Source organism: Nesterenkonia sp. Act20, assembly GCF_019173455.1.
GTDB lineage: Bacteria > Actinomycetota > Actinomycetes > Actinomycetales > Micrococcaceae > Nesterenkonia.
Window position 1 is genome coordinate 760,512 of the sequence record NZ_JADPQH010000002.1, and the last position, 26,325, is coordinate 786,836.

Here is a 26,325-nt window from a genome sequence, read left to right on the forward strand (position 1 = left end):
GAGTCAGCGACTCACCCCGGGGAGCTGAAGCTGCGGATCAGGCTCCGGGAAGGTTGGCAGCGTCCTTGAGCAGCTCGCGATTCGGCTCGGCGTAGCTCACCGACTCCACTCCGTCGCGCCCCAGGTGCAGGGAGGTCACGGAGGTCAGTGAACATTCGCGGTCCCTTGGGTCGTGCCACAGCGGACGGTCCTCGGCCCAGAGGCGGGTCACCCAGATGGGCAGCTGGTGGGAGACGATCACGACTTCAGCGCCTTCTCCATGGGCCGCCACGGCCTGGTCGGAGAGGTCCTTGACTGCCGCCAGCACCCGGCTGACCTGCGACTTATAGGGCTCACCCCAGGAGGGCCGCAGGGGGTTGACCAGCAGCGGCCACCAGCGGGGGTTCCGCAGCGCTCGCTTGACCTCGGAGAGTCCCTCGAAGGCATTCTCGGCCTCGAGCACCCGGTCCTCCACGGTGACCGGCAGCCCCAGCCGTTCGGCGATCGGGGCCGCCGTCTCCTGCGCCCGCTGCAGCGGCGAGGCCGCCAGCAGGTGCACCGGTCGGCCGGCCTCGGCTCGGTCGTGAAAGTGTTCGGCAATGCCTCGGGCCATCTGCGCTCCGAGATCGGAGAGTCCGAACCCGGGGAGGCGTCCATAGAGGACCCTCTGCGGGTTGTGGACTTCCCCGTGGCGCACCAGGTGCACGGTGGAGACTGACTGTGCGGACCTGCGGAGATCCTTCGTGTCCCGACGTTGCATAGTTCTCAGTCTTGCAGAGTTTCCCTGCGGACCCCCACTTCTCCCGTGTGCTGTGTCACCGCAGGCGAGACGTGCACGGTGTGGTGAGCCCCGCGACGCCGATACAGTAGGGCGGAGATCAGAGCGTCCGAACCTGCGGAGCACAGTCCATGTGATCAGTTGGCTCGGTCGCGGAGGAGGGAACTTCCATGAGCAGCACCCCCGAGGGAAACCGACCGCCGGAACAGCCACGCTGGGGCCAGCGCAATCCAGCTCCCGGAGAGCCGGGACACCACCCCCAGCCGCAGCCCGACGCTTCGCAGCCCGCCTATGGCCAGCACCAGAACCCCGCGGCACCCTATGCGGCGGCGCCTGCCGGGTACTACGCGCAGCAGCCCGGACAGGGAATGGCGCAGACCGATGGTCAGCCCACCCCGGGGCAGAAGCCGAAGCGACCGATGACGATGATCCTCGCCCTGGTGCTCATGCTCCTCGCCGGGGCGGCCGCGCTGACGCTGAGCATTCTCAGCTTCCTGAACTTCATCTCGGTCAACCCCGCGGACATCGATCCCTTCTGGACCGAGGCGTTCGAGGAGGCCCAGGCGCAGCAGGGCGCTGACGCTGAGCAGGTCACCATGGAGGAGATGCTCTATGTGGTGGGAGTGATGGTGCTCCTCGGCGGCATCCTGCTGGCAGTGCTCTATACGGTCTTCGCCTTCGTGGGGACCATAACCGGCAACGTGGGCAGGATCCTGGCCACGATCTTCCTCGCCGGCAGCGTCTTCATGATCCTTTTCGGACCCCTCAACCTGATCGTCACGGGACTGAGCCTCGCGGCGATCGTCGCCCTGTGGCTGCCCGCCAGCAATAACTACATCCGCAGCCGCAAGGCCTGGAAGCAGCGCCCGCGCGGCGGCCCCTACGGCGATCCGCAGCCCCAGGGCGGCTACGCCGCCGGTAACCCCCAGCAGCAGTGGCAGCAGCCGGGCGGCCCAGGAGAGCCCGTCTCACGTCAGCAGGGTCCCTACGACCAGGGCCCCTACCAGCCCGGCCCGTACGACCACGGTCCGTATCAGCCCGGCCCTTATCAGCCCGGCCCACACCAACAGGGCCCGTACCAGCAGGACCCCTACAACCCGGACGCTGGTTCCAACAGGCCGGATGAAGATCCGCGCAACCCCTATGGGGGATCTACCCGACGCTGAGGGTCCCCGCGGCGATCTCCTCGAGAGTCTGCACCAGCAGTCTCCGCTCCGCGGCCTTGATGCGTTCATGCAGCGCGTCCTGGTCATCATCGGCCAACACCGGCACCGCCTCCTGCGCGATGATGGGGCCCGTGTCCACCCCGGCGTCGACCTCATGAACTGTGCATCCGGTGATCCTGACCCCGTGCGCGAGCGCATCGCGCACCGCATGGGCACCGGGAAAGCTGGGCAGCAGCGCCGGGTGGGTGTTGATGATCGGCGCGCCCACGCGCTGAAGGAACTCGGCCCCGAGGATGCGCATGAATCCCGACGAGACCACGAGGTCGGGACGGTGCTGCCGCACGGCGGCGCAGAGTTCGCGGTTCCATGCTGCGCGGTCTCCGCCTCGGGCCAGCGGCACCGCGAAGGTGGGGATGCCGGCCGACTCCGCACGCTGCACTCCCCCACAGCCGGGGACGTCGGTGCCCACGGCGGCGATCTCGAGGCTAAGACGACCCTCCTGGACGGCGTCGATGACGGCTTGAAGATTCGTCCCCGAACCGGAGACCAGGACCACTATGCGCATGCCCCCAGCCTACTTCGGGTCCACGCGGTGCCCGGATAGGGTGGTGATCCATGAGCACGACACCCCCTGCCAGGCCCCGCACCGCTGATCTCGACGAGACCACGCTTCGCTTCTACGGACGCTTCTCGGGATGGCTGGTGCTCGCGCTGCTGTTGAGCTATACAGGCCTGCAGCTGCCGCTGCCCTGGCGTCTGCTCGCGGTGGTGGCCGGCCTCGCGGGTGTCGCGGGCGCCATCGTGCTGCTGGTCCAGTGCCTGCGCCGGCGCCTGCCGGTGCTGATGCATATCAGCGCGATCGCCGTGCTGCTGTGCTGCGGGATCTTTGCGTTCACCGGGGTCTCCCAGGCGATCTTCTGGGAGGCCACCGAGGATTTCGATGAGTGCCGCAGCAGTGCGCTGACCGAACGGTCGATGAATCGCTGTCTGCTCGACTACGAGGACGGCATGCTCAACTCGGTGCCCGGCATCGGGCGCTGAGCGTCAACGTGGAGAGCCCGGCGCTGAGGGTTCAGCGCCCACGTGCTGGACGCCGCCTGGCTCGCTGCAGACCCAGCGAGATGCCGTAGCCGAGCACGGCACCGAGCGCGACCCATGCTCCGAGCAGGCCTGCGGCGATCAGCGCATGGGGACCGATATCGGTCATCCTTCCGACCCCCAGCGAGATGTGGGAGAGCCACAGCGGGCCCACTGCCAGCAGCGCCGTCACCAGACCCGTGAACACTCCCAGGGAGAGCGTGGAGAGCCCAGCCGAGAGCGGGCGCCAGGAGATCCGCAGCGCGAACCAGTCATCCAGGTGGTTCTCACCCTCTCGCATGAGCCACCATCCCGCGACGACGCCGGCCAGCACCGGCAGCCCAAGCACGGCCAGTGCATAGGGCTCTGCTCCTCCGGGGAGCGCCGCCAGCACCGGCACGGCGGGCACCGAGCCCAGCTCGGTGCCCCAGGGGGACACCAGGGTCCCGGTGCCCAGCGAGAATCCGGCACCGGTGGAATAGGACAGCGCCCAGAGCACCAGGTTCGGGGCGAGGCCCAGATGCAGCAGCGTCAGCCCGAGGACGCCGAAGATCCCGGGGTTGAGCTGCTCGTAGACGTTGGCGACCTCCATCCACTGGATGCCCAGCTGCGCCGCGAGCAGCAGGGCGGCCAGTCCGCAGGCAGCGATGAACCCGACGAGTCCGGCACGAGCGGCGGCCCAGGCGTAGGAGCCCGCCCAGCGCAGCTGCTGAGAGAGCTCCTCCACGCGGGCCTCGAGATCCATGCCGATCATCCGCGCGGCGCTGCGCGCCTCCGCGTAGCAGCCCGCGAGCGCGGCCAGGCTCATCAGCAGCACGCCGCACAGGGCAGCCACCCACGGCATCACCTGGAAGGTCTCCGACTGCGCCACCCCGGCGATGCCGGCAGCACCGGCCCCGTAGCCCAGGGCCAGCGGCAACAGGCCCTGCCAGAGCTGGTCCGAATAGGAACCGCGGGCGATCCGAGCGCCCGCGCGCCACCCGAGCCAGACCGGGATCAGGGTCAGTCCCAGCGGGACAAGATGGAACCAGCCGCCCTCGGGGACGTCCAGCGCCCCGCCCAGGGCGCCGGGATCAAGCGTGAGCACCAGCTCCACCGGGGTGCCGTGGAGCACCAGCCATGACTGTGCCGCCAGGGTGAGGACGAAGTCGACGTTGAGCTCGGAGAAGCCCCCGGCGAGACTCATGGCCAGCACCGGCAGGCCCACCAATAGGGCCGTGATGAGCAGAATCTGCACCGCCTCGGCCAGTCCCACCAGCCACAGCGGAGGCGTCGGCAGGGTGAAGCGGCGTCGTCGTCCTGGCTCGGACGGGCCTGCGGCAGGACGTGCCTGGCTGCTGGGTCTGGTGTCGGTGGTGGCCATCGGTCCTATGGTCTCAGCAGGTTCTGTGCAACCGCGGGAGCAACAGGCCTCAGCCGAGGATGAGTCGCAGACCGGTGATCAGCGCCATGATCGAGCCGATGAACGCCAGGATCAGCACGAGCCGGCGGACCAGCGCCTCGTCGATGCGCCGCTGCAGCCACTCTCCGATGAAGATGCCGGCGATGATCGCCGCGACGGACCCCGCCCAGGCCCATATCGGCAGGCCCGGAAGGGCGCCGTCGTCGAAGGCCCATTTGATCCCGAAGGACCCCATGGACAGGAAGATCCAGATCGGCTGCAGTGTGGCGATCATCGCCATGACCGGCCAGCGCGCCACGACGGCGTAGATGGTCATGGCGGGACCTCCGACACCGGCGATGACAGTGCCTGCTCCGGCCCCGACACCGGCGATCAGCCGCGTCGTCGGCCCGTCGGCCTCAAAGGTGATCCGGCTCAGCAGCATCGAGGTGATCAGCCCGATGATCACCAGGGCCGCCACGACCACATACAACGGCCCCGAGGGGGAGTTCACCGACACCCAGGCTGCCAGCGGCATGATCGCCAACGCCGGCACGCCCACCCACAGCACCTTGCGCCACTCGATGTCACCCCAGATGCGCGGCAGCACAAGCATGGGCGCGAAGATGCTCAGGAAGTTCACCAGCATGACGCCCTCGTGGGCGCCGATGAGCACCACCAGGAACGGTGCCATCACCATGCCGAAGCCGAGCCCCACCAGACGCTGGATCACGGCGGCGAGCAGGACGAGGCCGACGACGGCGACAGGGATCAGGGTTTCCACCAGATCACCCTATCTGCTGCGCCGGGAAAGGTTTCTGTCCTGTTCACGAGGCCGTCACGACGACGACGGCGGACGCTCGCTCAGGGTTCCTAGCCTGAAGGCGTGAGAGTTGTCGTGGTGACAGAATCGTTCCTCCCGCACATGAACGGCGTGACAAACTCCGTGCTCCATGTGCTCGCCCATCTTCGCCGACGCGGCGATGACGTCACGGTCATCGCCCCCTCCGACACCATGTTCGAGGTTCCTGTACGGGCCGAGCTGGGACACGCCGGAGGCGAACGCTGTGAGGGCTTCCCCGTGATCCGGGTGCCCTCCCTTCCGCTGCCGGACTATCCGAAGGTCCGGGTCGCCGCCGGCTTCGTGACGCGCATCCGCCACCTCCTCGCCGAGATCCGCCCGGACGTGGTGCATGTGGCCTCCCCGTTCGTCCTGGGCTGGCGCGCGATTCAGGCGTCGGAGGCGCTGGGGATCCCCACCGTCTCGATCTATCAGACCGAGGTCCCCACCTACGCGGCCCGCTATCGGCTGCCCTGGGCCACGGAGCTGCTCTGGCAGCACGTGGACCGGATGCACACCAGTTCCACCCTGACCCTCGTGCCGTCCTCCTTCTGCCGGGACCAGCTGAGCCGACGAGGGATCAAGCGGCTCAAGACCTGGCGGCGCGGCGTGGACACGGCACGATTCACCCCGGAGCGTCGAAGCGCGGACCTCCGCGCAAAGATCAGCAGCACGGGAGAGAAGCTGATCGGCTTCGTGGGCCGGCTCGCGGCCGAGAAGCAGATCGAGGACCTGCAGGTGCTCGACGCCATCCCCGACTCTCGACTGGTGATCATCGGCTCCGGGCCTCAGGAGGAGGCGCTGCGCCGCCGCCTTCCACGGGCGCACTTCGCCGGGTTCCAGTCCGGGGACGATCTGGGGCGCCATGTGGCGAGCCTGGACGTCTTCGTGCACCCGGGCGAGGCCGAGACGTTCTGTCAGACCATCCAGGAGGCCATGGCGGCAGCCGTACCGGTGGTGGCCGTGGGCCGCGGCGGTCCGCTCGACCTGGTCGACGTCGGGCGCACCGGATGGCTCTATCGCCCGGGCGACCTCGCCGGCATGCGCTCGGCGGTCGAGCATCTGCTCGCCGAGGACTCCACGCGCAGCACGTTCGGTCGCAATGCCTTCGAGACGGTGCAGGATCGCACCTGGGAGGCGGTGTCGAACGAGCTCATCGGGCATTATTCCCGAGCCGTAGAGGTCAACCGCAGGGTCCGCTCGCTGCGCACCAGGCCCCGGCGCTCCGGCACCACTTCCGCAGAGGTCGCGCCGGTGAGCTAGCCGCCCGGGTCAGTTGGAGAGCAGCCCGTGAGCGGAGAGCTTCGCGGCGATGTCCTTGCCGTCGGGGCCATAGATCCACGGGATCCGCCGCTCCCCGGCCAGCTGGACGGCGTCGTGGGGCTCGGCCGGGTCACCGTAGTTCAGCAGGTCATTCCCGGCCGGATCCTCCGCGCGACCACCGGCGAGCATGGCCTCGGAATAGGTCAGCTCGCGGATGATCACTGCGGTCACGTTCTCGGGGTGTCGGCGGACGAAATCGGCGTAGATGCTCGGATCATGCTGCCCGTCATCGCCGATCAGCACCCAGGACATCTCGGGGAAGTCCTGGGCCAGCCGCTCCAGCTGCTGGACCTTGTGCAGCTTGCCGGAGCGGAACCAGCGGTCCTCGGTCGGTCCCCAGTCGGTGAGCAGCAGCGGCCCCTTCGGATAGAGGTTGCGCGTGAGGAAGCGGGTGAGCGTCTGCGCCACATTCCATGCCCCGGTGGAGATGTAGATGACCGGGGAGCCCGGGTGATGCACCATCAGCCGCTCCATCATCACCGACATCCCCGGGGTGGGAGTGCGGGCGTGCTCGTCCAGCACGAAAGAGTTCCAGGCTGCCAGCAGCGGACGTGGGAGGGTGGTGACCACGACCGTGTCGTCGATGTCACAGACCACGCCCGTGTAGGTCGAGTCGTCGACGATGTGGACATCCGCGGTGGTGGGCTCGCTGCCCGGCGCGTGCAGGACGACCTGCTGCCAACCCGGCTCCAGTTCGGTCTCGACCACCGTGTCGACCACGCCCCCGCGGTCGGCGACCACGCTGAACTGCTTGCCGTCGATCTCCACGGTGAGCTCGGCGAAGGGCACCGGGGCGGAGATGAAGTTTCGCCAACCACGGACTCCGTCGGCGATCACATTGGCCACGCGCAGGCCGTTCTCGAAGTCCGAGTCCGGGGCCATCACGACCCGGGAGAAGATCCTGACCCAGCGCCGACAGCCGTAGCCCGTCATCGAGAGCATCGTGACGTTCTGCCCACGGCGCCGGGCGAGCCCGAGGCGGAACTGGTGCCACGCGTCCTCGGTCTTCATCACCCTGTTGCGGGTGCGGTCGCTGTAGTGCCGACGGACCGCGGCGGTGTCCTGCAGGACCTCGGTGTGCTCCTGATGCGTCATCGGCCCGATCCTACCGGCTTGTGTGCTGGGACACCGCCTCGGCGCCCGATGGATAGGGTGAACACGTGAGGAACAACCCTGAGCCCACCCGCAGCTCTGAACCCGGCCGACCGCAGCCGAGCGAGCTGCGCCTGATCGCCGTGCGCGCCGCCCAGCAGGTGGGGCTCCCTCTGGTGGAGGCCTTCCGCTCGCGAACCCCGGCGGAGCTGGCAGTCACCACCAAGACGAGCAGCCATGACCTGCTCACCCATCACGACGCGGCCACCGAGGACGCGCTCTCCCGGGCGCTGACCGACGCCGTCCCCGGCTCATGGGTCACCGGGGAGGAACGAGGCGCACGCGGAAGCGGCACGCTGGAGTGGATCGTCGATCCGATCGACGGCACCAGCAACTTCGCTCACGGCTTTGCGATGTTCTCCATCTCCATCGCCGCGGTCTACGCCGGCGAGGTGATCGCCGGCGTCGTCCACGATCCGGTGAACCGGCTGACCTTCTCCGCCGACGACGACAGCGCCTATCTCGCCACCGCGGAGGCGGAGCTGCGGCTGGAACCGCCGCTGGCGGAGGCACCTCAGTCGCGCGCCGAGCAGAGCCTGAACCTGATGACCAGCTACCCCTCTGCGGAGGTGCTCGCTCAGGAGGGCGCGGCCTCGCTCGAGGCCTTCGCGGAGATGGTCAGCACCTTCGCCACGGTGCGCCGGGTGGTCTCCGGAGCGCTCGAGCTGTGTCACGCGGCGGCGGGGTGGGCCGATCTCGTGCTGGGAGTGGACACCAATCCATGGGACGTCGCCGCCGGCATGCTTATCCTGCGCCGCGCCGGTGGACGCTATGTGGCGCACGGTCACAGCCTCGAGGCTCCCGGAGCCGATCATCTGGCGCCGGACTACCTGGGGATGGCCCCCGGGGTGGATTCCCCCGCAGCGCGGCGGCTGATCACTGAGGCGAGCGCCCGGCGCCTGAAGTCGCGGCGCGGTTGAGCGGGTTTAGCCATTCCTGAACTTCGTCACAGGCCGTCCACAGCCCCACAATGACCGGCCTGCCGGGGAGAATGGCTTCAGTGAGCCACTCATCGCAGACCCCGGCGGATTCTCCGCATGACCAGAGCGCTCCCACGCCGCGCCAGATACGCCGCTGGAGACGCTACCTCGCCGACGAACAGGCCGAGGGACGGCTCTACCGGGACCTCGCCGAGCGCAAGCGCGGCGAGGAGCGACAGATCCTCCTCGGGCTCGCAGCTGCAGAGAAGCGCCATGAACAGCACTGGCGTGAGCTGCTGGGGGAGCACGCCCAGCGGCTTCCCGCCCCCTCCGCGCACCGTGTGGTACTCAGCTGGATGGCGCGGATCTTCGGCTCGGTCTTCGTCCTCGCCCTGGCCCAGCGCGCGGAGGGCGAGTCCCCCTATGACACCGACTCCGATGCGACCGCCCGGATGGCGGCCGATGAGGCGGTCCATGAGGAGGTCGTCCGTGCACTGGCCACCCGCGGCAGGGAGAAGCTCTCCGGAGGATTCCGTGCCGCCGTCTTCGGAGCCAATGACGGACTGGTCTCCAACCTCGCGCTGATCGTGGGCATGGGCGGCACCGGGGTGGGATCGACCATCATCCTGCTCACCGGTGTGGCGGGTCTTCTCGCCGGAGCGCTGTCGATGGCCGCCGGCGAGTTCGTCTCCGTGCGCAGCCAGCGTGAGCTGCTCGACGCCACACGCCCGACCCAGGCGACGCTCCGGGCCGCACCAGACCTGGATCTGGACCACAACGAGCTGATCCTGGTCTACCGAGCGCGCGGCATGAGCGAGGGCGACGCCGAGCATCGAGCACTGGAGCGCCTCGGCGTCTTTGACTGCGACTGCAACCCCGAGCTCTCCCATGACCCGGAGGAGGTCGCCGACGAACACGCGATCGTGGGCTCCGCCTGGACCGCAGCCGGATCGAGCTTCGTCTTCTTCGCCGTGGGTGCGATCATCCCGGTCCTCCCTTACCTGCTGGGAGTCGAGGGGCTCACCGCCGTCGTCGTCTCCTGCACCTTGGTCGGGGTCGCGCTGCTCGGCACCGGCGCGGTGGTCGGACTGCTCTCCGGGGCCTCCCCGCTCAAGCGAGGGCTGCGCCAACTGGGAATCGGACTGGGTGCGGCAGCGGTGACCTACCTGCTGGGCTCGGTTCTGGGCGTCACTCTCGCGTAGCCGCGCACCTCTCACCGCGTCGAGACTCTTCTACAACGTGTAGAAAAGCACTAGACTCGGGAGTGCACAGCGACGTGCACCCCCAGCGAAAGACGGTGACGGCAATGTTCGAACATCCAGACAATGACCCGGTCCTGGTGCTTGATGAGGACCAGTGTTGGAGCCTGCTCAAGGGCACCCAGCATGGACGGCTGGTCACCGTGGTCGGCGGTCGCGCGGATATCTTCCCGGTCAACTGCGCGGTCCAGCGGAACTCGATCGTGCTGCGCACCGCACCGGGCTCGAAGCTCGCCGAGATGGCCGTCAATGAGAGCGTGGTCTTCGAGGCCGACGGCATCCTCGCCGACCAGGCCTGGTCCGTAGTGCTGCGTGGCACCGCCGCTCGGCTGGAGACCACAGCAGAGCGGGAGGAGGCGGAGGAGCTCGGCCTCAAGCCGTGGGTGCCCACGCTGAAGGATTTCTTCGTGCGGATCAGCCCCGGGGAGCTCAGCGGGCGCCACTTCCTCTTCGGCCCCCATCCCGAGCGCGAGCTGGGCGAGGGATCCGAGGGCGGCTGAGCCCACCAGCCCATGCCGACCCGGCACTGCCGGGCTCGTCCATTCCTGCCATGCCGACACACCCCTGCCATGCCGGTGCAGCGCTGCCACACCGGTTCAGCCCAGACAGTTGCGGGGCCGCCCCTGAGAATCAGGAACGGCCCCGCGCTGCGGTCTTGTGAGACTTTTGCGTCTCTTGGCGTCAGCCCTTGAAGATCTCGCGGAGCAGGTCAGCGGTCTCGGACGGCGTCTTGCCGACCTTCACGCCTGCTGCCTCGAGTGCTTCCTTCTTGCCTTCGGCCGTGCCCGAGCCGCCGGAGACGATGGCGCCGGCGTGGCCCATGGTCTTGCCCTCGGGAGCGGTGAAGCCCGCCACGTAGCCCACGACGGGCTTGGTGACATGGGCCTTGATGTATTCGGCAGCGCGCTCTTCAGCGTCGCCGCCGATCTCACCGATCATCACGATGGCCTTGGTCTCCGGGTCGTTCTCGAAGGCCTCCAGCGCATCGATGTGCGTGGTGCCGATGACCGGGTCGCCGCCGATGCCGATGGAGGTGGAGAATCCGATGTCGCGCAGCTCATACATCATCTGGTAGGTCAGGGTGCCTGACTTCGAGACCAGGCCGATGGGCCCGGCTTCGGTGATGTTGGACGGGGTGATGCCCGCCAGCGCCTGTCCCGGGGTGATGATGCCGGGGCAGTTGGGGCCGATGATCCGGGTGACGGGCTTGCCGTCGGCGCCGGTCTTGGTCAGCGAGAGGTTGAAGAACTCAGCCGAGTCCTGCACCGGGATGCCCTCGGTGATGACCACCAGCAGGCCGATGCCTGCTTCGATGGCCTCCACTGCAGCATCCTTGGCGAACTTCGGCGGCACGAAGGCCACCGAGACGTCGGCGCCGGTCTTCTCCATGGCCTCGGCCACGGATTCGAACACGGGCAGCTCGACGTCGGCGCCAGCCTTGTCCTTGTGGGACACGGTGGTGCCGGCCTTGCGGGCGTTGACGCCGCCGACGATGTTGGTGCCTGCTTTGAGCATCAGAGCGGTGTGCTTGGTGCCCTCACCGCCGGTGATGCCCTGCACGATGACCTTGGAGTCCTTGTTCAGGTAGATAGACATTGTGTGAGCAGGTCCTTACTTCTCAGTCTGCGCAGAGTGCGCGAGTTCGGCGGCCTTGTCGGCGCCGGCGTCCATGGTGTCAGCGGTGGTGACCAGCGGGTGGTTCGCCGCCTCAAGGATGCGGCGTCCCTCTTCCACGTTGTTGCCGTCGAGGCGCACCACGAGCGGCTTGGTGGCGGAGTCCCCGAGGATCTCCAGCGCCTTGACGATGCCGTTGGCGACTGCGTCACAGGAGGTGATGCCGCCGAAGACGTTGACGAAGACTGACTTCACCTGGTCATCGCCGAGGATGACGTCGAGGCCGTTGGCCATGACCTCTGCCGAGGCGCCACCGCCGATGTCCAGGAAGTTGGCGGGCTTGACCCCGCCGTGCGCCTCTCCTGCATAGGCCACGACGTCCAGGGTGGACATGACCAGACCGGCGCCGTTGCCGATGATCCCGACCTGACCGTCGAGCTTGACGTAGTTCAGGTCGTTTTCCTTGGCCTTGGCCTCCAGCGGGTCCTCGGTCTGCTCGTCCACGAGCTCTGCGTGCGCCGGCTGGCGGAAGCCGGCGTTCTCGTCGATGGTGACCTTGCCGTCGAGGGCGATGATCTGCCCGTCGCCGGTCTTCACCAGCGGGTTCACCTCGACCAGTGTGGCGTCCTCCTTGGAGAAGACGGTCCACAGCTGCACGAAGGCGTTGGCGAGCTGCTCGTGCTGCTCCGCCGGGAACCCGGCCTGCTCGGCGATCTCCTTGGCCTTGGCCGCGTCGATGCCGGTGTTGGGGTCGATGCCCACACGAGCGAGAGCCTCGGGCCGCTCTTCAGCGAGCTGCTCGATCTCCACGCCTCCCTCTTTGGAGCACATGGCGAGGTAGTTGCGGTTGGCTCGGTCCAGCAGGATCGAGAAGTAGTACTCATCTGCGATGTCTGCACCCTGGGCGATCATCACGCGGTGCACAGTGTGCCCCTTGATGTCCATGCCCAAGATGTCTGCAGCGTGCTGCTGCGCTTCATCGGCACTCTTGGCAAGCTTGACGCCGCCGGCCTTGCCGCGGCCGCCGACCTTGACCTGAGCTTTGACTACGACGGTGCCACCGATCTTCTCGGCGGCCGCCTTCGCTTCTTCCGGGGTCTGCGCTACGATTCCGGCCAGCACGGGAACGCCGTGTGCCTCGAAGAGATCGCGCGCCTGGTACTCATACAGGTCCACGTGGGTGTCCTTCTGCGTCGAAGTCGTCTCTACTGGCGAAGGTCGGTGGCGTTGCGCGCTTCACGCGCAGCGCTCAGCTGACCTTCTCAAGGGGAGCATATCGCAGGAGAAGTCTCTTCTCAGACCCGGCGAAGCTGACCTTGGCGACCGTCTTGGCACCGGTTCCTTCGACGGAGAGCACCTCGCCCACCCCGAAGCGCTTATGGCTCACGCGCTCTCCGGGGCTCAGGCTCGGGATCTCTCGATCGGGGTCCACCTGCGAGGGCGCCGCCCCGCGGGTCGCCCCGGGCAGGGAGGAGGAGCTCTTCTCGCTGTCCGCAGCCCCGTAGACGGTGGGCCCTGATCGGCCCGCGCCGGAGCCATACGCGTTCGATCCGGCACCCCAGCTGGCACTGACGCTCCCGCCCTGGATGGAGCCGCCGAATCCAGCCGAGCCGAAGCGCGGCCCGCGGGTGTTCGAGGACGCGGCGTCGATCTCCAGGAGCTCCTCGGGAATCTCACCGAGGAACTGACTGGGCGGATTGAACTGGTGCTGGCCCCACAGGTGCCGGGACTCCGCGCGGGAGAGGTAGAGCCGCTGGCGCGCTCGGGTGAGCCCGACATACGCCAGTCGGCGTTCCTCGGCGAGTTCATCGGGGTCCGACATGGAGCGTGAGTGCGGGAAGATTCCATGTTCCATGCCGGTGAGGAACACCACCGGGAACTCGAGTCCTTTGGCGGTGTGCAGGGTCATCAGCGTCACCTGTCCCTGCTCCACTGCCAGCCGCTGAGACTCCTCGTCACCGGCGGAGGGGATGGCGTCGGCGTCGGCGACCAGGGAGACCTGTTCCAGGAAGTTCGCCAGCGCACCGGGACCCTCCTGTGCATCCGACCCGGCGAGCGCTGATTCGCCCTCCAGCGTCGATGCGTCCTCCTGGTTGCTGGGCGCCGCATCGGCGGCGGCAGCCTCGGCCTCGTACTCCTTGACCACGGCGACCAGCTCACCGAGGTTGTCCGCCCGGGACTCATCCTGGAGATCCTTGGACTGCCGCAGCGCCTCGAGCATGCCTGACTGCTCGAGGACCGCCTCCAGCACCACCGAGGGCTTGCCGTCCTGGTTGAGCTGGATGAGGTCATCGATCATCCGCACGAAGGAGGCGATGGCCTTGAGCGAGCGAGTGGCGATTCCCGGCGCGGACTCCGCGCGGCGCAGCGCCTCGAGGAACGTGGTCCGCTCCCGAGTGGCCAGCGTCGCCACGGCACCCTCGGCGCGTTCACCGATGCCACGCTTCGGCTCGTTGAGGATGCGGCGCAGGTTGACGTCGTCGTCGGGGTTGTTGACCACCCGCAGATATGCCAGCGCGTCCTTGATCTCCTTGCGGTCGTAGAAGCGGGTGCCGCCGATCACCCGATACGGGATGCCGCGATTGATGAGCCGCTCCTCCAGGGACCGCGACTGCGCATTGGTCCGATAGAAGACCGCGACGTCGGAAGGTCTGATGCCGTGCGAGTCACCGAGGGAGTCGATGGTCCGGGCGATCCATTCGGCCTCGTCGTTCTCCGAGGGCGCCACGTGCAGCACGATCGGGGATCCCTCCCCCAGATCCGTCCAGAGCTTCTTCTCCGTGCGGTTCGGGTTCTGCGAGATCACCGCGTTCGCGGCATTGAGGATCGTCTGCGTGGAGCGGTAGTTCTGCTCGAGCTTGATCGTGGTGGCGTCGGGGTAGTCGCGCGCGAATTCCACGATGTTGCGGATGTCGGCTCCGCGGAAGGCGTAGATGGACTGGTCGGAGTCGCCCACCACGGTGAGCTCCGCGCCAGGCGTCGCCGCCTCCTCCGAGCCGTCACCGGCGGGGCCGGTGAGCTGGCGCACGAGGCGGTACTGCGCGTGGTTGGTGTCCTGATACTCATCGACCAGCACGTGACGGAAGCGACGTCGGTAGCTGTCCAGAATGCGCGGGAAGGCGTCGAACATGTAGACCGTCTCCGCGAGGAGGTCATCGAAGTCATAGGCGTTCGCGGCACGCAGCCGCTCCGAGTACTCCCGGTACACCGTGGCCACGGCCTCGGAGAAGGGCTCGTGAGCCGCGGTGGCCTGAAACGCCTCAGCGTCGATGAGCTCGTTCTTCAGCGCCGAGATCTTGTTCTTCAGTGCCCGCGGGGCGAACCGCTTGGGATCCAGGTCATGGGACTTGGCGATGGTCGTGATCAGCCGCAGCGAGTCGGCGCTGTCGTAGATCGTGAACGTGGTCCGTCGCCCCAGATGCGCCGCTTCCGCGCGGAGAATGCGCACGCAGGAGGAGTGGAATGTGGAGATCCACATGCGTTCGGCCGCGGGGCCGATCATCTCTGCGATACGGTCCTTCATCTCCCGCGCGGCCTTGTTGGTGAAGGTGATCGCCAGGATCTCATGCGGGCGCGCGGCGCCGCTGCGCAACAGGTGCACGACCCGGCGCGTCAGCACCCGCGTCTTGCCCGAGCCTGCTCCGGCCACGATCAGCAGCGGCGACCCCGAGTGGAGCACTGCTGCCTGCTGCTCGGTGTTGAGCTCAGCGACGGCGTCTTCCGGGGTCGCGGATCCGGGGCTGGACGGCTGTTCGGCAGGGGTGGCTTTCGGCGGGGTGAAGAGGAAATCCATGGTGGTCTCATTCTACGGGGCGAAGCTGACACCCATCGGGAGCGCCAGGGACCCGAACCTCTGCCAGACTGGAAGCACACGGATTTCTTCAGGAGGGTCATGTCCAAGCGGCGCAAGAAGGTGCGGGGCAATCCTGCGAGGCAGGCACGGCCTACTCAGCCCCCGAGCCAGCCGGGGGGTCTGCGGGGTTTTCGACAGGCGCGACGCGAAGGTCGGGACACCTCGAGCGCCCCTCAGCGCCGTGATGACGTGCGCGGGGGATATCTCAGCGAGGCGAACCGACGCGCGGCTTCGGGCGCCGACTCGAACCCGCATCTGTTGCTCTACTCCCTGCTCGGTCTGATGGTCCTGCTCTTCGCCTACCTGCACCTCTACGCGCTGCCGCAGATGAACTACTTCGCGGGCGGATTCTCCATGCCGGATGCACGACTCTTCGGCTACTCCGTGGACGACATCGAACGGCTGCGCAACGTCATGGACTCCGACGGCACCGGGCAGCTCAGCTTCCTGCATCGCACCGCCGGGATCCTGTTCCCGCTGTCCTTCGTGCTCTCCGCCTGGGCGGTCGTGGGTCTGGTGATGCGTCGGGGGGTGTTCCGCTGGATGGTGCTGGCAGGGGCGGTGATCTTCGCAGTCGTCGACATCACCGAGAACTTCCTGATCGACCACATCCTCACCATGGAGCCGTTGGATGAGTCGCTGGTGGGGGTCTCCTCCACGTTCACGGTGACCAGCTGGGCCCTGCTGATGATCATCGGCGCGGTGGTGATCGGCTCAGTCGTGATGAGCCTGATCAGTCGCGGCGTGGAACGGACCTAAAGCCCGCGCCGCTGCGAGGGCCGCGAATCGTTCACCGATGATCTGGTGGGTCTCCGCGTCAGGGTGCAGCGCATCGGGAAGCGGGTGTTCCTGCGCATCCTCGACTCCGTAGAGCTCTTGTCCGTCGAGAAGGTGCAGGTGTGGGTCGCTCGCGGCTCGCTCGGCCACGATCCTCTCGAGCTCCATGCGGATGACCTCGAGCGTGAGCTTTCCGCCTGCGGTCTCGGTCGGGTCCCCGGTGGCGCGAAAGCGCACGATTCCCTGCTTGAGTGCGTCCGGATCGAAGGCCCCGGGCCCGGGGGTGCGCTCATGGATGGGGCAGCTCAGCGGCGAGATCACCACCAGTGGCGTCGTGGGGTGCCCCTCTCGGATGGTGTCGAGGAAGCCGTGCACGGCGGGGCCGAAGGCGCGGAGCCTCATCAGGTCGGTGTTGACCAGGTTGATCCCGAGCTCGAGGCTGATGGCATCGGCGGGGGCGTCTCGGATGCTGCGGGCCACGAAGGCGTCCAACAGCGCGCTGCCGCCGAAGCCCAGGTTCACCAGTTGAACCTCCGCCAGCCGTGCCGCCACCGCGGGCCAGATCCCGGTCGGGTGAGTGGCGTTGGATCCCTGGCTGATGGAGCTTCCGTGGTGCATCCACACCGGAAGCGCAGACGCGACGGGTTCCACCGGGGCGTTGCTGCGCAGTTCGACGAGTTCGGTTCTCTCGTTGTGCGGCAACCAGATCTCGAGGTCCTTCACTCCGGCCGGCAGCTCGGCGAAGCGAGCAATGTGGGTCCGATCCGCGGCCCGCTCCACGGCACCGGTGCGCAGGTCGATGGTCGTGGTGGCGCCTCCCGCGGTCACCGAATGCCCGATCACCGCGCCGTCATGGACGAGTTCGATCACCCCGTCGGGGCGAGGTGGCACGCCTGAATACGCCCTCCGTGTGCGCCAGGTCTCCAGCTCGAGCGTGGTCGCCGCCGTGCGCAGCGCGATCCGCACCCCGGAGGACTGGGACTCCACCATGGCCAGCTGGGGGTCGGTGTTCTGCGCGCGTGCCCAGCCGGGCAGCCGGTGAGGCAGAGCACCACGCTCGGTGTGCTCCAGCTCGAGAGCTCCGCGCAGCAATGCCGGGGAGAGCGGAACGGGGGTCAACAGCTCGTGGGTCATCGGGCATCCTCAGCTCGTGGTGACGGGAGTTCTGCGCCGGGGGCGGCGGGCCAGCTGCGGAACAGCGTGTCGAGGCCATGGATGATCTGTGCCCAGCTCTCGTCGGCCGGCGGCGAGCTGTGGTCGAAGCTGCCGCTCATCTCCAGGGTGATGAAGCCGCGCACAGTGCTGCCGAGCATGCGCACCGCGTGGACGCGTGCGCCAGGATCCACGGCGTAGCCGCGCAGCACGGCCTCGGTGAACCGGGCATGTCGCGGTCCTGCGCTGCCGGCGGCGGTTTCGGCAGTCAGCGTCGCGGCCGCGGCTGAAGCGGTGAAGCGTCCAGGATGCTGCCAGGCGTAGTCCCGGTAGGAGTTGGCAAGCCCCGTCAGCGCCGCCTTGCCGGAGAGTCCAGCCACCGCCTCCGCTGCGCGATCGGCCATCTCTTCCAGAGCCAGCAATGTCACCTGTTCACGGAGCTCAGCGGTGCCGCTGACGTGTGAATACAGGCTCGGAGTCTGGACGCCGCAGCGTCGGGCCACCTCGGCGAGCGTGACACGCTCGAAACCCAGCTCATCCGCGAGCTCGGCGCCGACGGCGGCCAGCCGCGCCTTGGTGATGCCTGCACGAGCCATCTGCGCCTCCCTCCGCCCCACCACGACTAGAACCTATTGTTATTAGGTTTTAAGCTACATCATGAAGGATGAGCGTGCCAGTGCGCCCGATGGCGGGCCTGGCCACGGCGGACGGTCTCGCAGGTAGGATGGTGCGGTGCTGTGCCGGAACGGGCAGCACCCGCGGCGATGCCCGTCGCAGCCCTCCGTAGCTCAGGGGATAGAGCACCGCTCTCCTAAAGCGGGTGTCGCAGGTTCGAATCCTGCCGGGGGGACCGTCGCACCATGAGGTGCTCCGCCAGCAGCAGCGCCTGCTGCTCGCGGCCGAGCAGCCGATACGCCTGCTCCCAGTCCTCCGCGCGCGCCATCTGCAGCCCCCTCCACCGCTCCCCGGCCCTGGCGGGAATGCGAGTCACGCCCTCGGCGGAGTCCAGAGCGAAGCCGACGAGCACATCGATGCTGTGATCTCCGGCGTCGACCTCGATCGCGGCGTCGGTGCGAAAGATCCCTGAGCGTGCCTTGCGCCGGTGCGGCAGCCCCAGCTCCCCGAACAGCTGTTCCACATCTGCGGGCTCCGCGTCCACGACGAGGTCCCAGTCGTTGACCTCCGTGATCAGACCCAGGCTCGCCAGGAGCCCCGATCCCCCGACGACGTTGTTGATCCCCTGCTGATCCAGAGCCTTCTGGATGAGCAGGATGCTCGCCAGCGGGGGCATGGTCACCGCAGCAGGCGGTGGAGAGTCCGGTGCGGGGTCCATGGGCTCACGATACTCGGCAGTGTGACGTTGCCCCGGCTCAGGAATCTCTGCCCCTGTCTGACGGTTGGCCTGATCAGCACGGCTCGATGAGTCTCACGGGCCACCACGCACGAAAGGAACTCCTCTATGACTTCTTCCACCCAGGCCAGCCAGGTGCAGGACAAGCTCTTCTCGCCCCTCTCCCTCGGCGCCATCGAGCTGAACAACCGGCTGGTGATGGCTCCTTTGACGCGCATCCGCGCCGATGCGGACGGGGTGCCCAACGAGATGATGGTGGAGTACTACACCCAGCGCGCCTCGCTCGGACTGATCGTCACCGAGGGGACCTTCCCGGTCATGGAGGGACGCACCTGGATCGGTCAGCCCGGCCTCGAGACTGAGGAACAGGTCAGCGGATGGCGCCGAGTGACCGAGTCCGTGCATGCCGCAGGAGGGAAGATCGTCGCGCAGATCATGCATGGTGGCCGCATCGGACATGAGCTGATCTCCGGCACCGGCCGCGTCGTCGCGCCGAGCGCCCTGGCCGCGCCCGGCGAGATCCGCACGCCGGAGGGGAAATCGGCCCACCCGGTGCCCCACGCGCTGAGCACCGAGGAGGTCGCGGAGACCGTCACGGCATTCACCCAGGCGGCGAAGAACGCGATCGAGGCCGGGTTCGACGGCGTGCAGCTCCACGGCGCCAACGGCTACCTGCTGCACGAGTTCACCGCACCCGCGTCCAATACACGCAGCGACCAGTACGGCGGCTCTCCGGAGAACCGGGCGCGGCTCTCCGTGGAGGTCGCGACCTCTGTCTCGGCCGCGATCGGCGCCGACCGCACCGGCATCCGGCTCTCTCCCCAGCACAACATCCAGGGCGCGCTGGAAGAGGACCACGACGACGCACTGCAGACCTACCGAGTCATGGCCGAGGGATTCGCGCCGCTGGGGCTGAGCCATATCGATGTGCTCAACGCCGATCCGTCGAGCGAGATCGTGCAGCTGATCCGTCGCGTCTCCGGTGCGCCCCTCATCGCCAACAGCGGCTTCGGGGTGCAGACCACACGCGAGGAGGCCGCACGGCTCGTCGAGGAGGATCTGGCGGAGGCTGTGGGGGTGGGCCGCTCGGTCATCGCCAATCCGGATCTCGCCCACCGCTGGGAGATGGGTCTCGAGGAGAACCCAGCAGACCCGTCTACCTTCTATGTCGGAGGCGAGCGCGGCTACACGGACTACCCCGCAGTGCGGAACTGACCGCTCAGCGAAGTCGCTTGAATCCTTCGGCCTTGGTCGCCGAACCCGAGACCAGGATGATGTCGTCGGCGGCGAGCACCGTCTGCGCCGTCGCCGGCTCCCAGTGGCCGCCGGCATGCTTCACCGCGGTGATGGTGACTCCATGCCGGCGGCGCACGTCGAGCTGGCCGAGCTGCTGACCGAGGATTCCCTGATGAGGGGTGGTCTTGGCCAGGGCGAAGTCCTCATCGATCAAGATGTAGTCCTGCAGACTGCCGCGCACCATATGCGCGACCCGCCGGCCCATGTCCTGTTCCGGGAAGATGATGTGACGGACCCCGAGCTGCTCCAGGATCGCACGGTGAGCTTCACTCACGGCCTTCGCCCAGAGCTCGCCGATGTTGAACTGCAGCATCAGCGAGGTCGCGAGGATGCTGGCCTCGAGGTTCGAGGCGATGGAGATGACCACGTGATCGAACTCGTCCACCGAGAGCTGACGCAGCGCCTCCTCGTTGGTAGCGTCCGCCGCGACCACGTGGGTGAGTTTGCCGTTGAGTGACTGCACCACGTTCTCGTCGCGATCGATCCCAAGCACGTCGGTGCCGTGAGCCATGAGCTCCAGCGCCAGCGCACGTCCGAATCGCCCCAGTCCGATCACTGCCACCGAGTCAGGACGGGCGACGTCGCCGGGGTTGGTGCCTCCGAAGAGCTTGAAATTAGCCAATGATGGGCCTTTCCTTGGGCAGTTCATACATGGTGCGACGCTCACGCAGCGCGAGAGCGGAGGCGAAGGTGATCGGACCGACGCGTCCGATGAACATCAGCAGCACCAGCAGCGCCTGACCGACCTCGGGCAGGTCCGCGGTGATGCCGGTGGAGAGCCCCACCGTGGCGAAGGTGGAGACGGTCTCGAAGAGGACCTGGTCCAACGGGAGTCCGGTCAGGTGCATCAGCGCGCCGGTGACCAGCACGATCAGCGCCGCGGCCAGCAGCACCACGGAGATCGCTTGGCGGTGCACGGCGCGGGAAAGACGCTTCCCGAAGATGTTCACCGCCGTGCCACCGCGCAGCTCGGCGAAGAGGATGAACAGCAGCACCGCGAAGGTGGTCACCTTGATGCCGCCGGCTGTGCCCGCCGGGGCTCCACCGATGAACATCAGCACGTCGATGCCCAACCACGTGGTCGGCTCCATCGCGGAGATGTCCACGCTGTTGAAGCCTGCGGTGCGGGTCTGCACGGATTGGAAGAAGCCGGCGAGGAGCTTCTCGGACCAGTTCAGCGGGCCCAGCGTCCCTGGATTCGACCATTCCAGCGCGAGGATGAATCCGGTGCCGCCCACCAGAAGCACCGTGGTGGCCCAGAGGACGATCCGAGTGTGCATGGACCAGAGCCTCGGGGTGCGGTACCGGCGGCGCAGCTGCAGGATGACGGGAAAGCCGAGACCGCCGAGGATGATCGCGACAGCTATGGAGAGGCAGACCACCGGGTCCCCCACGAACTGCATCAGCGAGTCGCTGAAGAGCGAGAACCCGGCATTGTTGAACGCTGAGACGGCATGGAAGAGACCCTGCCAGAGGGCCTCCGCGAACGTCATCTCGTAGCCCAGCCAGAAACGCAGGGTCAGGACCACCGTGAGCACACCCTCGACGATCAGCGAGATCTTCACGATGCCCAGGATGAGCGAGCGCAGGTCCGCGAGCCCAAGGCTCTTGGCCTCGGCGGCGGCAAGGAGCTTGGACCGCAGCGAGAGGCGGCCCAGCACAATCAGTCCCACCACGGTGGCGAAGGTCATCACCCCGAAGCCGCCCAGCTGGATCAGGACCAGGATCACCACCTGACCCAGCCCGGACCAGTGGGTCCCGGTGTCCACCACGGTCAGGCCGGTGACGCACAGCGCCGAGGTGGCGGTGAAGAGGGCGTGGATGAAGCTGGTCTGCTCCCCCGCGGCCGTTGCAGCCGGGAGCATCAGAAGCCCGGCACCGAGGCCTGTCACCAGGAGAAAGCCGAAGAAGATCAGCTGCACCGGGGTCATCCGGCGAAGCGACACCCGCGCGGTCGCGGGCCCAGGTCGAGTCACAAAGGTGAATCGTAGACCTGTGCGGCGAAAAGCTTCAATCCACGGGGAGCGCGCGGCTGAAGAGGCGTGTTAACCAGATCGACCCCCTGTCTTCGCATCAGCGAAGACAGGGGGTCGATCCTTTGAGGTTCTGTTCATCGAACCCGAGATGCTCAGCTTCGGAGGGCTAAAGAGCCATCCTCGGCGAACTCAGAGAAGCTCAGAGCGGGTTGACGTTCTCAGCCTGCAGACCCTTGGGGCCGCGGGCGGTCTCGAACTCAACCTTCTGGTTCTCCTCGAGGGAACGGAAGCCGGAAGTGGTGATCGCGCTGAAGTGCACGAAGACATCGTCTGAACCGTCTTCGGGGGCAATGAAGCCGTAGCCCTTTTCAGCGTTGAACCATTTAACTGTGCCTGTAGCCATGATGTTTCCTTAATATACTTGCTCTTGCTACGCATCGATCTCACGATGCATGTTCCGCAACCAGCCTGGCCGGCCGGAGGCGGTGTCTACTGGGACGACTGCATAAGTGCAGAAGCCATGTAGTCCTCCGTCAGCCTACGCTAATAATCCACTGAGGTCACTACGAGTCCTCATGTATCGCAACTTCTTCGGCGCGGGCCTCGAGTCTGGCCACCATCGCCTTGAACCCTGGGGTACCGGATTCCCAGGCCACCAGACGCCGGTGGAAACGCTCGGCGCAGCGCTCCTCACCCTGGACCACCGAGACCACGTCCACCAGATCCCGGACCGCAGAACCGGTCTCGGTAAGACGTCAGCCCCCTTGTTCCGCGAGCTGCTCCACGTGAACGCGTTCAGGGTGTGTATAGAGATTGATCGAGCCGCCGCGGGAGAACCCGGCCAGCGTGAGCGCCGAGCGCTCGGCGAGGTCAGCAGCCAACGACGACGGCGCACCGACCGCCGCGAGCATCTCGATGCCCGCTAGGGCCGCCTTCTGTACGAGTTCGAAGGAGGCCCGTCCGGAGACCTGCAGGACGGTGCCGCTCAGCGGAAGCCGCTCCTGGGTCAGCGCCCAGCCGACCACCTTGTCCACCGCGTTGTGTCGCCCCACATCCTCACGCAGGCACAGCAGCGTTCCCTCTGCGTCGAAGAGCGCCGCGGCGTGGACCCCGCCGGTCTTGCGGAACACCTGTTGCTCGGTGCGCATGAGCTCGGGCAGGCCCAGCAGGGTCGCGGCCTCGATCCGCAGCTGCGCAGGACCCCGCGCGGGCAGGGTCTTCTCCACCGCGTCGATGGAGGTCGTTCCGCAGATGCCACAGGCTGAGGTGGTGAGCACATTGCGTGCCTGCAGCCGTGTCGCCAGGGGCACCGGGGTGTCCAGCTCGGCATCGATCACGTTGTAGGTCTGATTTCCGAGCTCATCGGTGCCGGCGCAGTAGCGCAGGCTGCGCAGGTCATCCCGTGTGGAGATGATTCCCTCGGCCACCAGAAAGCCCGCGGCAAGTTCGAAGTCGTGCCCCGGGGTTCGCATGGTCACGGTGAAGGACTCTCCGCCGAGCCGCAGCTCCAGAGGCTCTTCCACCGCAAGCTGATCCACCTTGGTGACGGTGCCCTCGGCTCGGATGGTGGTCACGCGTCTGCGTTGTGTGAGTCGACCCATCAGTGTCCTCCCCTTCGCTGTCCCGGCACGTCCAGCCCCTGCAGAGGCTCTCCCGGGTCCGCGCCCGCGCGACCCACGATGGCCAGCGCGTGCGCATCGGCCAGTCCCCGCATCATATGGGAGCTGCTGTGCTCCAACGGCAGTGCACCCTCAGGGCCGATCCAGACGGGGAGCAGACGCACCCCATGGGCGGCACCGTGAATCCGCGTGCCAGCCGTGAGGCTCAGCGTACGCGTCCGCTCGGCCGCCGGAACACCCCGGAGTGCGTCGACCAGAGGTGCTCCCAGTGCTGCCAGCGCGGCGAAACCCGCCAGTGGGTTCCCGGGCAGGCCCAGCAGATGCACGGTCCCGGCGGAGCCCTGAAGTCGGGCGAGCACAGAGGGGTGGCCGGGGCGCATATCCACCGAATCCGCGATGAGCTCGGCCCCGAGGCTTCGCAGGGCCGGGCGCAGCGAGTCGGCACGGGAATGCGAGGTGCCTCCGCTGGTGATGATCAGATCCGTCGCGCCGGCCTCCAGGAGCCGTCCGAGCTCCCGTGCCAGCGCCTCGTGATCGTCACCGAGCCGTGTCGAGGCCACCGAGGCGGCCCCGATCTCGGTGAGCATCCCCGGCAGCGCGAGACCGAAGACATCGCGCACCTGACCGCCGGAGGGGATGCCGCAGGTGATGACCTCTTCACCGGTGAGCACCAGGTGGACCCTGGGACGCGGGATCACCGTGAGTCGATCGCAGCCGGCCACGGCGGCCACGGCGGCGCGCGCCGGGGTCAGCAATGTGCCGCCCGAGAGCACCTCGGCGCCCGCAGGACATTCCGTGCCGGCGGACCGGACGTTGCGACGCGGTGCGGTGTCGGGACTCGCGATGGCGGCGCGGAGCTGGCGACCCTCGAGGATCCCGTGTTCGCTGCGCAGCACTGAGACGGTCCCCTGTGGCACGGGCGAGCCGGTGACCACTTCGGCCGCCTCACCGGGCTCGAGCGGAGCGAGCTGCTGGACCGGACTGAGCGCAGCTTCGGCGCGCAGCGTCCAGCTGCTGGACGCATCGGGGGCCTCCACAGGGATCGCAAGTGCCCAGCCGTCCATGGCTGAGGTCGCCACATGGGGCACTTCTTGGGCGGCGTGGACCGGTTCCGCGAGGATATGCCCCACAGCGTGTGCCAGTGGCACCCTCTCCGCAGCCAGGGGGTCGACGGAGGCAGCGCGCCGCCGCGCATCGTCGAAGCTCAGCATGCGCGCCCTGCCGAGAGGGCCGACCCCGCTGCGCACGGTCTCAGCCTGCGCTGCGGCACGGCCAGCGGCACGGCCAGGTGAACCCCGTTCAGCCCACTGCTCCGGATCGACGCTCCAGGAGCTGGGAGGCGACGTTCGAAGCGGCTCGGGAGGCCGTGGCGAAGTCAGCCTGACCGGTGGCTTCGGCGAGACCGGCGACGTAGCCGATCAGGTAGGTCGTCACGGGGGCCGCGGGGCGGACCACAGTGTGCGCTGCCTGCCCTGCCAGGGCGAGGATCGCATCGACGTCGATCTGCACGCCGTCGATCTCTAGGTGGTGGGTGAGCTCTCTGATCCAGAGCTCGATGGACTCCCGGGCGTGGCCCTCTTCTTCTGTCATCCCGCCTTCTGTCATGTCAGCTCCTTCGCCGATGCGCAGTGTGTTCGTCGTTCGCTCCAGAATCTCACAGCATCAACGCGCGCCCGCACCCGGAAGGTCGATCCCCCACCGCAGGGCATCCTCGAACGTGTCGATATCGGCGGCGAGCTCCGCCGGGATCACGGGATGCACCACCGTGTCGGCGCCGTCGAGTCCGTCCAGCAGAGTGCGGACTCGGGCGTTGACGAGTCCCCCCGGCCCCAGCTCCTGCGCTCGCCGCTGCAACCAGGTGGTGGACACCAAAGCGCACAGGTACTGCACTCGCCCAGAGCCATCCTGGGGAAGCACCGCATCCGCGGCAGGCGCTGCCTCCAACGCCGCGAGGAGCCACTCGATCAGCGGTCCGGGCGAGGCCATATCCACTGCCAGGACCAGCGTCCAGCTCCGGTCCTCGCCGGACTGGCTGCCGTGCTGCAGGGCTCGGACACCGGCCAGGATTCCAGCGGCGGGGCCCGAGAAGGCTGGCTTCTCCTGCACGAGCTGCACTGCTTCGGACACTTCAGCGCGCAGGTGCGCAGGTCCGACGACGGCGGTGCGAATCTCTCGCCGGTCAAGCTCCTCCACCCACCGACTCAGGAGCGTGCGGCGCCCGCGCATGAGCAGCGCCTTGTCCGCGCCGCCCAGCCGGCTGCCGGTGCCGCCGGCGAGCAGGACCGCCTGCAGAGCGGGCTCAGCAGGCGCGGGCATGGCTCAGAAAGGGCATCCACACGTCGCGCGGCGCGTCGAGTTCCACCGGCATCCAGACGTGGTGCGGCGGTGCCTGCGGGGTGATCGTGAGCGTCCAGCCGAGCTCGTCCAGAGTCTTGCTCCCTTTGCGTGCGTTGCAGGCTCCGCAGCAGGCCACCAGGTTCTCCCAGCTGGAATCACCGCCGCGGGCACGAGGGATGACATGGTCCACGGTCGCAGCCGGTCGCGAACAGTAGGTGCAGAGGCGGCCATCGCGGCGCAGAATACTCCTCCGCGAGGGGGCTGCGGGCGCGTGGCGGGCCACCCGCACATAGTGGTGGAGCAGGATCACCGCCGGTCGAGGCACCATCAGCGAGGGTGTTGCGATGGGGATGCGGTCCTCAGCCAGCACGCTGGCCTTGCCGCGCATGACCAATACAGCGGCACGACGCGACGTGACCACGCTCAGCGGCTCGTAGCCTGCGTTGAGCACCAGTGTGCGCATATCGGGGCTCC

At 67.7% G+C, this 26,325-nt stretch carries 28 protein-coding genes and 1 tRNA gene; 10 read left to right on the forward strand and 19 right to left on the reverse strand.

Annotated features, from left to right (window positions below; translation table 11 throughout):
• Positions 1 to 37 precede the first annotated feature (37 nt).
• On the reverse strand, positions 38 to 739 hold the full coding sequence (locus IY716_RS13210) for a histidine phosphatase family protein (RefSeq protein ID WP_218222109.1): 702 nt from the start codon (positions 737 to 739) through the stop codon (positions 38 to 40).
• A gap of 188 nt (positions 740 to 927) precedes the next feature.
• Between IY716_RS13210 and IY716_RS13215 the strand changes: the two genes are divergently transcribed.
• Positions 928 to 1,923, forward strand: coding sequence for a hypothetical protein (locus IY716_RS13215; RefSeq protein WP_218222110.1), 996 nt, complete (start codon positions 928 to 930; stop codon positions 1,921 to 1,923).
• Here the strand turns inward: IY716_RS13215 and purN are convergent.
• Positions 1,910 to 2,488 carry a phosphoribosylglycinamide formyltransferase gene (gene purN, locus IY716_RS13220; RefSeq protein WP_218222111.1) on the reverse strand — a complete coding sequence of 193 codons (579 nt, stop codon included), beginning with the start codon at positions 2,486 to 2,488 and terminating at the stop codon, positions 1,910 to 1,912. The genes IY716_RS13215 and purN overlap by 14 nt on opposite strands.
• A 50-nt stretch (positions 2,489 to 2,538) precedes the next feature.
• On the opposite strand from purN, the gene IY716_RS13225 reads away from it, so the two are divergent.
• Positions 2,539 to 2,964, forward strand: coding sequence for a hypothetical protein (locus IY716_RS13225; RefSeq protein ID WP_218222112.1), 426 nt, complete (start codon positions 2,539 to 2,541; stop codon positions 2,962 to 2,964).
• A gap of 31 nt (positions 2,965 to 2,995) precedes the next feature.
• Here IY716_RS13225 and IY716_RS13230 read toward each other — a convergent pair whose 3' ends face one another.
• The gene (locus IY716_RS13230; protein WP_218222113.1) at positions 2,996 to 4,363 is read right to left on the reverse strand and encodes a DUF6350 family protein; all 1,368 of its coding nucleotides are present in this window, start codon (positions 4,361 to 4,363) and stop codon (positions 2,996 to 2,998) included.
• 49 nt (positions 4,364 to 4,412) lie between these two features.
• Entirely contained in the window at positions 4,413 to 5,165 is a 753-nt protein-coding gene (locus IY716_RS13235) for a sulfite exporter TauE/SafE family protein (RefSeq protein ID WP_218222114.1), read from the reverse strand.
• A 102-nt stretch (positions 5,166 to 5,267) separates the two neighbouring features.
• Between IY716_RS13235 and IY716_RS13240 the strand changes: the two genes are divergently transcribed.
• A complete protein-coding gene (locus IY716_RS13240) occupies positions 5,268 to 6,485 on the forward strand; it encodes a glycosyltransferase family 1 protein (RefSeq protein WP_218222115.1) in 1,218 nt (405 codons plus the stop codon).
• Between the two features lie 9 nt (positions 6,486 to 6,494).
• On the opposite strand, the gene IY716_RS13245 is transcribed toward IY716_RS13240, so the two are convergent.
• Positions 6,495 to 7,640 carry an App1 family protein gene (locus IY716_RS13245; RefSeq protein ID WP_218222116.1) on the reverse strand — a complete coding sequence of 382 codons (1,146 nt, stop codon included), beginning with the start codon at positions 7,638 to 7,640 and terminating at the stop codon, positions 6,495 to 6,497.
• Between the two features lie 65 nt (positions 7,641 to 7,705).
• Here IY716_RS13245 and IY716_RS13250 point away from each other — a divergent pair, with 65 nt between their 5' ends.
• The 3 genes from IY716_RS13250 (at position 7,706) to IY716_RS13260 (ending at position 10,376) form a co-directional block, all read left to right on the forward strand.
• Complete coding sequence (locus tag IY716_RS13250; RefSeq protein WP_218222117.1) at positions 7,706 to 8,617, forward strand: inositol monophosphatase family protein; 912 nt, start codon at positions 7,706 to 7,708, stop codon at positions 8,615 to 8,617.
• 71 nt (positions 8,618 to 8,688) lie between these two features.
• Positions 8,689 to 9,819 carry a VIT1/CCC1 transporter family protein gene (locus IY716_RS13255; protein ID WP_218222118.1) on the forward strand — a complete coding sequence of 377 codons (1,131 nt, stop codon included), beginning with the start codon at positions 8,689 to 8,691 and terminating at the stop codon, positions 9,817 to 9,819.
• Between the two features lie 104 nt (positions 9,820 to 9,923).
• Positions 9,924 to 10,376 carry a pyridoxamine 5'-phosphate oxidase family protein gene (locus tag IY716_RS13260; RefSeq protein ID WP_218222119.1) on the forward strand — a complete coding sequence of 151 codons (453 nt, stop codon included), beginning with the start codon at positions 9,924 to 9,926 and terminating at the stop codon, positions 10,374 to 10,376.
• A 181-nt stretch (positions 10,377 to 10,557) separates the two neighbouring features.
• Here IY716_RS13260 and sucD read toward each other — a convergent pair whose 3' ends face one another.
• The 3 genes from sucD to IY716_RS13275 all read right to left on the reverse strand — a co-directional run bounded on the left by sucD (position 10,558) and on the right by IY716_RS13275 (position 15,283).
• Positions 10,558 to 11,472, reverse strand: a complete 915-nt coding sequence (gene sucD, locus IY716_RS13265) for a succinate--CoA ligase subunit alpha (protein ID WP_192592175.1) — start codon at positions 11,470 to 11,472, stop codon at positions 10,558 to 10,560.
• A gap of 15 nt (positions 11,473 to 11,487) precedes the next feature.
• Positions 11,488 to 12,666, reverse strand: coding sequence for an ADP-forming succinate--CoA ligase subunit beta (sucC, locus tag IY716_RS13270; protein ID WP_218222120.1), 1,179 nt, complete (start codon positions 12,664 to 12,666; stop codon positions 11,488 to 11,490).
• Positions 12,667 to 12,739: 73 nt separating this feature from the next.
• Positions 12,740 to 15,283 carry an ATP-dependent helicase gene (locus IY716_RS13275; RefSeq protein ID WP_218222121.1) on the reverse strand — a complete coding sequence of 848 codons (2,544 nt, stop codon included), beginning with the start codon at positions 15,281 to 15,283 and terminating at the stop codon, positions 12,740 to 12,742.
• A 99-nt stretch (positions 15,284 to 15,382) separates the two neighbouring features.
• Between IY716_RS13275 and IY716_RS13280 the strand changes: the two genes are divergently transcribed.
• Positions 15,383 to 16,102, forward strand: a complete 720-nt coding sequence (locus IY716_RS13280) for a hypothetical protein (protein ID WP_218222122.1) — start codon at positions 15,383 to 15,385, stop codon at positions 16,100 to 16,102.
• On the opposite strand, the gene IY716_RS13285 is transcribed toward IY716_RS13280, so the two are convergent.
• Together IY716_RS13285 and IY716_RS13290 are read right to left on the reverse strand one after the other, a co-directional pair.
• Positions 16,058 to 17,254, reverse strand: coding sequence for an SGNH/GDSL hydrolase family protein (locus tag IY716_RS13285; protein WP_218222123.1), 1,197 nt, complete (start codon positions 17,252 to 17,254; stop codon positions 16,058 to 16,060). The two genes, IY716_RS13280 and IY716_RS13285, sit on opposite strands and share 45 nt — an antisense overlap.
• The gene (locus IY716_RS13290; protein WP_218222124.1) at positions 17,251 to 17,868 is read right to left on the reverse strand and encodes a TetR/AcrR family transcriptional regulator; all 618 of its coding nucleotides are present in this window, start codon (positions 17,866 to 17,868) and stop codon (positions 17,251 to 17,253) included. Before IY716_RS13290 ends, IY716_RS13285 begins: the two co-directional genes overlap by 4 nt.
• A gap of 181 nt (positions 17,869 to 18,049) precedes the next feature.
• Here IY716_RS13290 and IY716_RS13295 point away from each other — a divergent pair.
• The 3 genes from IY716_RS13295 to IY716_RS13305 all read left to right on the forward strand — a co-directional run bounded on the left by IY716_RS13295 (position 18,050) and on the right by IY716_RS13305 (position 19,838).
• Positions 18,050 to 18,122, forward strand: a tRNA-Arg gene (locus IY716_RS13295).
• Between the two features lie 15 nt (positions 18,123 to 18,137).
• A complete protein-coding gene (locus IY716_RS13300; RefSeq protein ID WP_218222125.1) occupies positions 18,138 to 18,359 on the forward strand; it encodes a hypothetical protein in 222 nt (73 codons plus the stop codon).
• A gap of 372 nt (positions 18,360 to 18,731) precedes the next feature.
• Entirely contained in the window at positions 18,732 to 19,838 is a 1,107-nt protein-coding gene (locus IY716_RS13305; protein WP_218222126.1) for an alkene reductase, read from the forward strand.
• A 4-nt stretch (positions 19,839 to 19,842) separates the two neighbouring features.
• Here the strand turns inward: IY716_RS13305 and IY716_RS13310 are convergent, their stop codons facing one another.
• From IY716_RS13310 to IY716_RS13350, 9 genes are all read right to left on the reverse strand, one after another.
• Positions 19,843 to 20,541 carry a TrkA family potassium uptake protein gene (locus IY716_RS13310; RefSeq protein WP_255316772.1) on the reverse strand — a complete coding sequence of 233 codons (699 nt, stop codon included), beginning with the start codon at positions 20,539 to 20,541 and terminating at the stop codon, positions 19,843 to 19,845.
• A complete protein-coding gene (locus IY716_RS13315; protein ID WP_218222238.1) occupies positions 20,534 to 21,850 on the reverse strand; it encodes a TrkH family potassium uptake protein in 1,317 nt (438 codons plus the stop codon). The genes IY716_RS13310 and IY716_RS13315 overlap by 8 nt, the downstream gene beginning before the upstream one ends.
• A gap of 244 nt (positions 21,851 to 22,094) precedes the next feature.
• Positions 22,095 to 22,298 (reverse strand): cold-shock protein, encoded by a 204-nt coding sequence (locus tag IY716_RS13320; RefSeq protein ID WP_036473143.1) that lies wholly within the window; start codon positions 22,296 to 22,298, stop codon positions 22,095 to 22,097.
• 160 nt (positions 22,299 to 22,458) lie between these two features.
• Entirely contained in the window at positions 22,459 to 22,614 is a 156-nt protein-coding gene (locus IY716_RS13325; protein ID WP_218222128.1) for a hypothetical protein, read from the reverse strand.
• A gap of 36 nt (positions 22,615 to 22,650) precedes the next feature.
• Entirely contained in the window at positions 22,651 to 23,496 is an 846-nt protein-coding gene (gene fdhD, locus IY716_RS13330; RefSeq protein ID WP_218222129.1) for a formate dehydrogenase accessory sulfurtransferase FdhD, read from the reverse strand.
• Entirely contained in the window at positions 23,496 to 24,761 is a 1,266-nt protein-coding gene (locus IY716_RS13335) for a molybdopterin-binding protein (protein ID WP_218222130.1), read from the reverse strand. The genes fdhD and IY716_RS13335 overlap by 1 nt, the downstream gene beginning before the upstream one ends.
• A gap of 52 nt (positions 24,762 to 24,813) precedes the next feature.
• On the reverse strand, positions 24,814 to 25,119 hold the full coding sequence (locus tag IY716_RS13340; protein ID WP_255316773.1) for a DUF6457 domain-containing protein: 306 nt from the start codon (positions 25,117 to 25,119) through the stop codon (positions 24,814 to 24,816).
• A 57-nt stretch (positions 25,120 to 25,176) separates the two neighbouring features.
• Positions 25,177 to 25,830 (reverse strand): molybdenum cofactor guanylyltransferase, encoded by a 654-nt coding sequence (locus tag IY716_RS13345; protein WP_218222131.1) that lies wholly within the window; start codon positions 25,828 to 25,830, stop codon positions 25,177 to 25,179.
• Complete coding sequence (locus tag IY716_RS13350; protein WP_218222132.1) at positions 25,814 to 26,314, reverse strand: HNH endonuclease; 501 nt, start codon at positions 26,312 to 26,314, stop codon at positions 25,814 to 25,816. The genes IY716_RS13345 and IY716_RS13350 overlap by 17 nt, the downstream gene beginning before the upstream one ends.
• Positions 26,315 to 26,325 lie beyond the last annotated feature (11 nt).

Excerpts from the sequence above, each read along its gene's own strand:
- IY716_RS13210 (WP_218222109.1), bottom strand. The coding sequence starts at position 739 with ATGCAACGTCGGGACACGAAGGATCTCCGCAGGTCCGCACAGTCAGTC.
- IY716_RS13215 (WP_218222110.1), top strand. The coding sequence starts at position 928 with ATGAGCAGCACCCCCGAGGGAAACCGACCGCCGGAACAGCCACGCTGG.
- purN (WP_218222111.1), bottom strand. The coding sequence starts at position 2,488 with ATGCGCATAGTGGTCCTGGTCTCCGGTTCGGGGACGAATCTTCAAGCC.
- IY716_RS13225 (WP_218222112.1), top strand. The coding sequence starts at position 2,539 with ATGAGCACGACACCCCCTGCCAGGCCCCGCACCGCTGATCTCGACGAG.
- IY716_RS13230 (WP_218222113.1), bottom strand. The coding sequence starts at position 4,363 with ATGGCCACCACCGACACCAGACCCAGCAGCCAGGCACGTCCTGCCGCA.
- IY716_RS13245 (WP_218222116.1), bottom strand. The coding sequence starts at position 7,640 with ATGACGCATCAGGAGCACACCGAGGTCCTGCAGGACACCGCCGCGGTC.
- IY716_RS13255 (WP_218222118.1), top strand. The coding sequence starts at position 8,689 with ATGGCTTCAGTGAGCCACTCATCGCAGACCCCGGCGGATTCTCCGCAT.
- IY716_RS13260 (WP_218222119.1), top strand. The coding sequence starts at position 9,924 with ATGTTCGAACATCCAGACAATGACCCGGTCCTGGTGCTTGATGAGGAC.
- sucD (WP_192592175.1), bottom strand. The coding sequence starts at position 11,472 with ATGTCTATCTACCTGAACAAGGACTCCAAGGTCATCGTGCAGGGCATC.
- IY716_RS13275 (WP_218222121.1), bottom strand. The coding sequence starts at position 15,283 with ATGGATTTCCTCTTCACCCCGCCGAAAGCCACCCCTGCCGAACAGCCG.
- IY716_RS13280 (WP_218222122.1), top strand. The coding sequence starts at position 15,383 with ATGTCCAAGCGGCGCAAGAAGGTGCGGGGCAATCCTGCGAGGCAGGCA.
- IY716_RS13285 (WP_218222123.1), bottom strand. The coding sequence starts at position 17,254 with ATGACCCACGAGCTGTTGACCCCCGTTCCGCTCTCCCCGGCATTGCTG.
- IY716_RS13290 (WP_218222124.1), bottom strand. The coding sequence starts at position 17,868 with ATGGCTCGTGCAGGCATCACCAAGGCGCGGCTGGCCGCCGTCGGCGCC.
- IY716_RS13305 (WP_218222126.1), top strand. The coding sequence starts at position 18,732 with ATGACTTCTTCCACCCAGGCCAGCCAGGTGCAGGACAAGCTCTTCTCG.
- IY716_RS13315 (WP_218222238.1), bottom strand. The coding sequence starts at position 21,850 with ATGACCCCGGTGCAGCTGATCTTCTTCGGCTTTCTCCTGGTGACAGGC.
- IY716_RS13320 (WP_036473143.1), bottom strand. The coding sequence starts at position 22,298 with ATGGCTACAGGCACAGTTAAATGGTTCAACGCTGAAAAGGGCTACGGC.
- fdhD (WP_218222129.1), bottom strand. The coding sequence starts at position 23,496 with ATGGGTCGACTCACACAACGCAGACGCGTGACCACCATCCGAGCCGAG.
- IY716_RS13340 (WP_255316773.1), bottom strand. The coding sequence starts at position 25,119 with ATGACAGAAGGCGGGATGACAGAAGAAGAGGGCCACGCCCGGGAGTCC.
- IY716_RS13345 (WP_218222131.1), bottom strand. The coding sequence starts at position 25,830 with ATGCCCGCGCCTGCTGAGCCCGCTCTGCAGGCGGTCCTGCTCGCCGGC.
- IY716_RS13350 (WP_218222132.1), bottom strand. The coding sequence starts at position 26,314 with ATGCGCACACTGGTGCTCAACGCAGGCTACGAGCCGCTGAGCGTGGTC.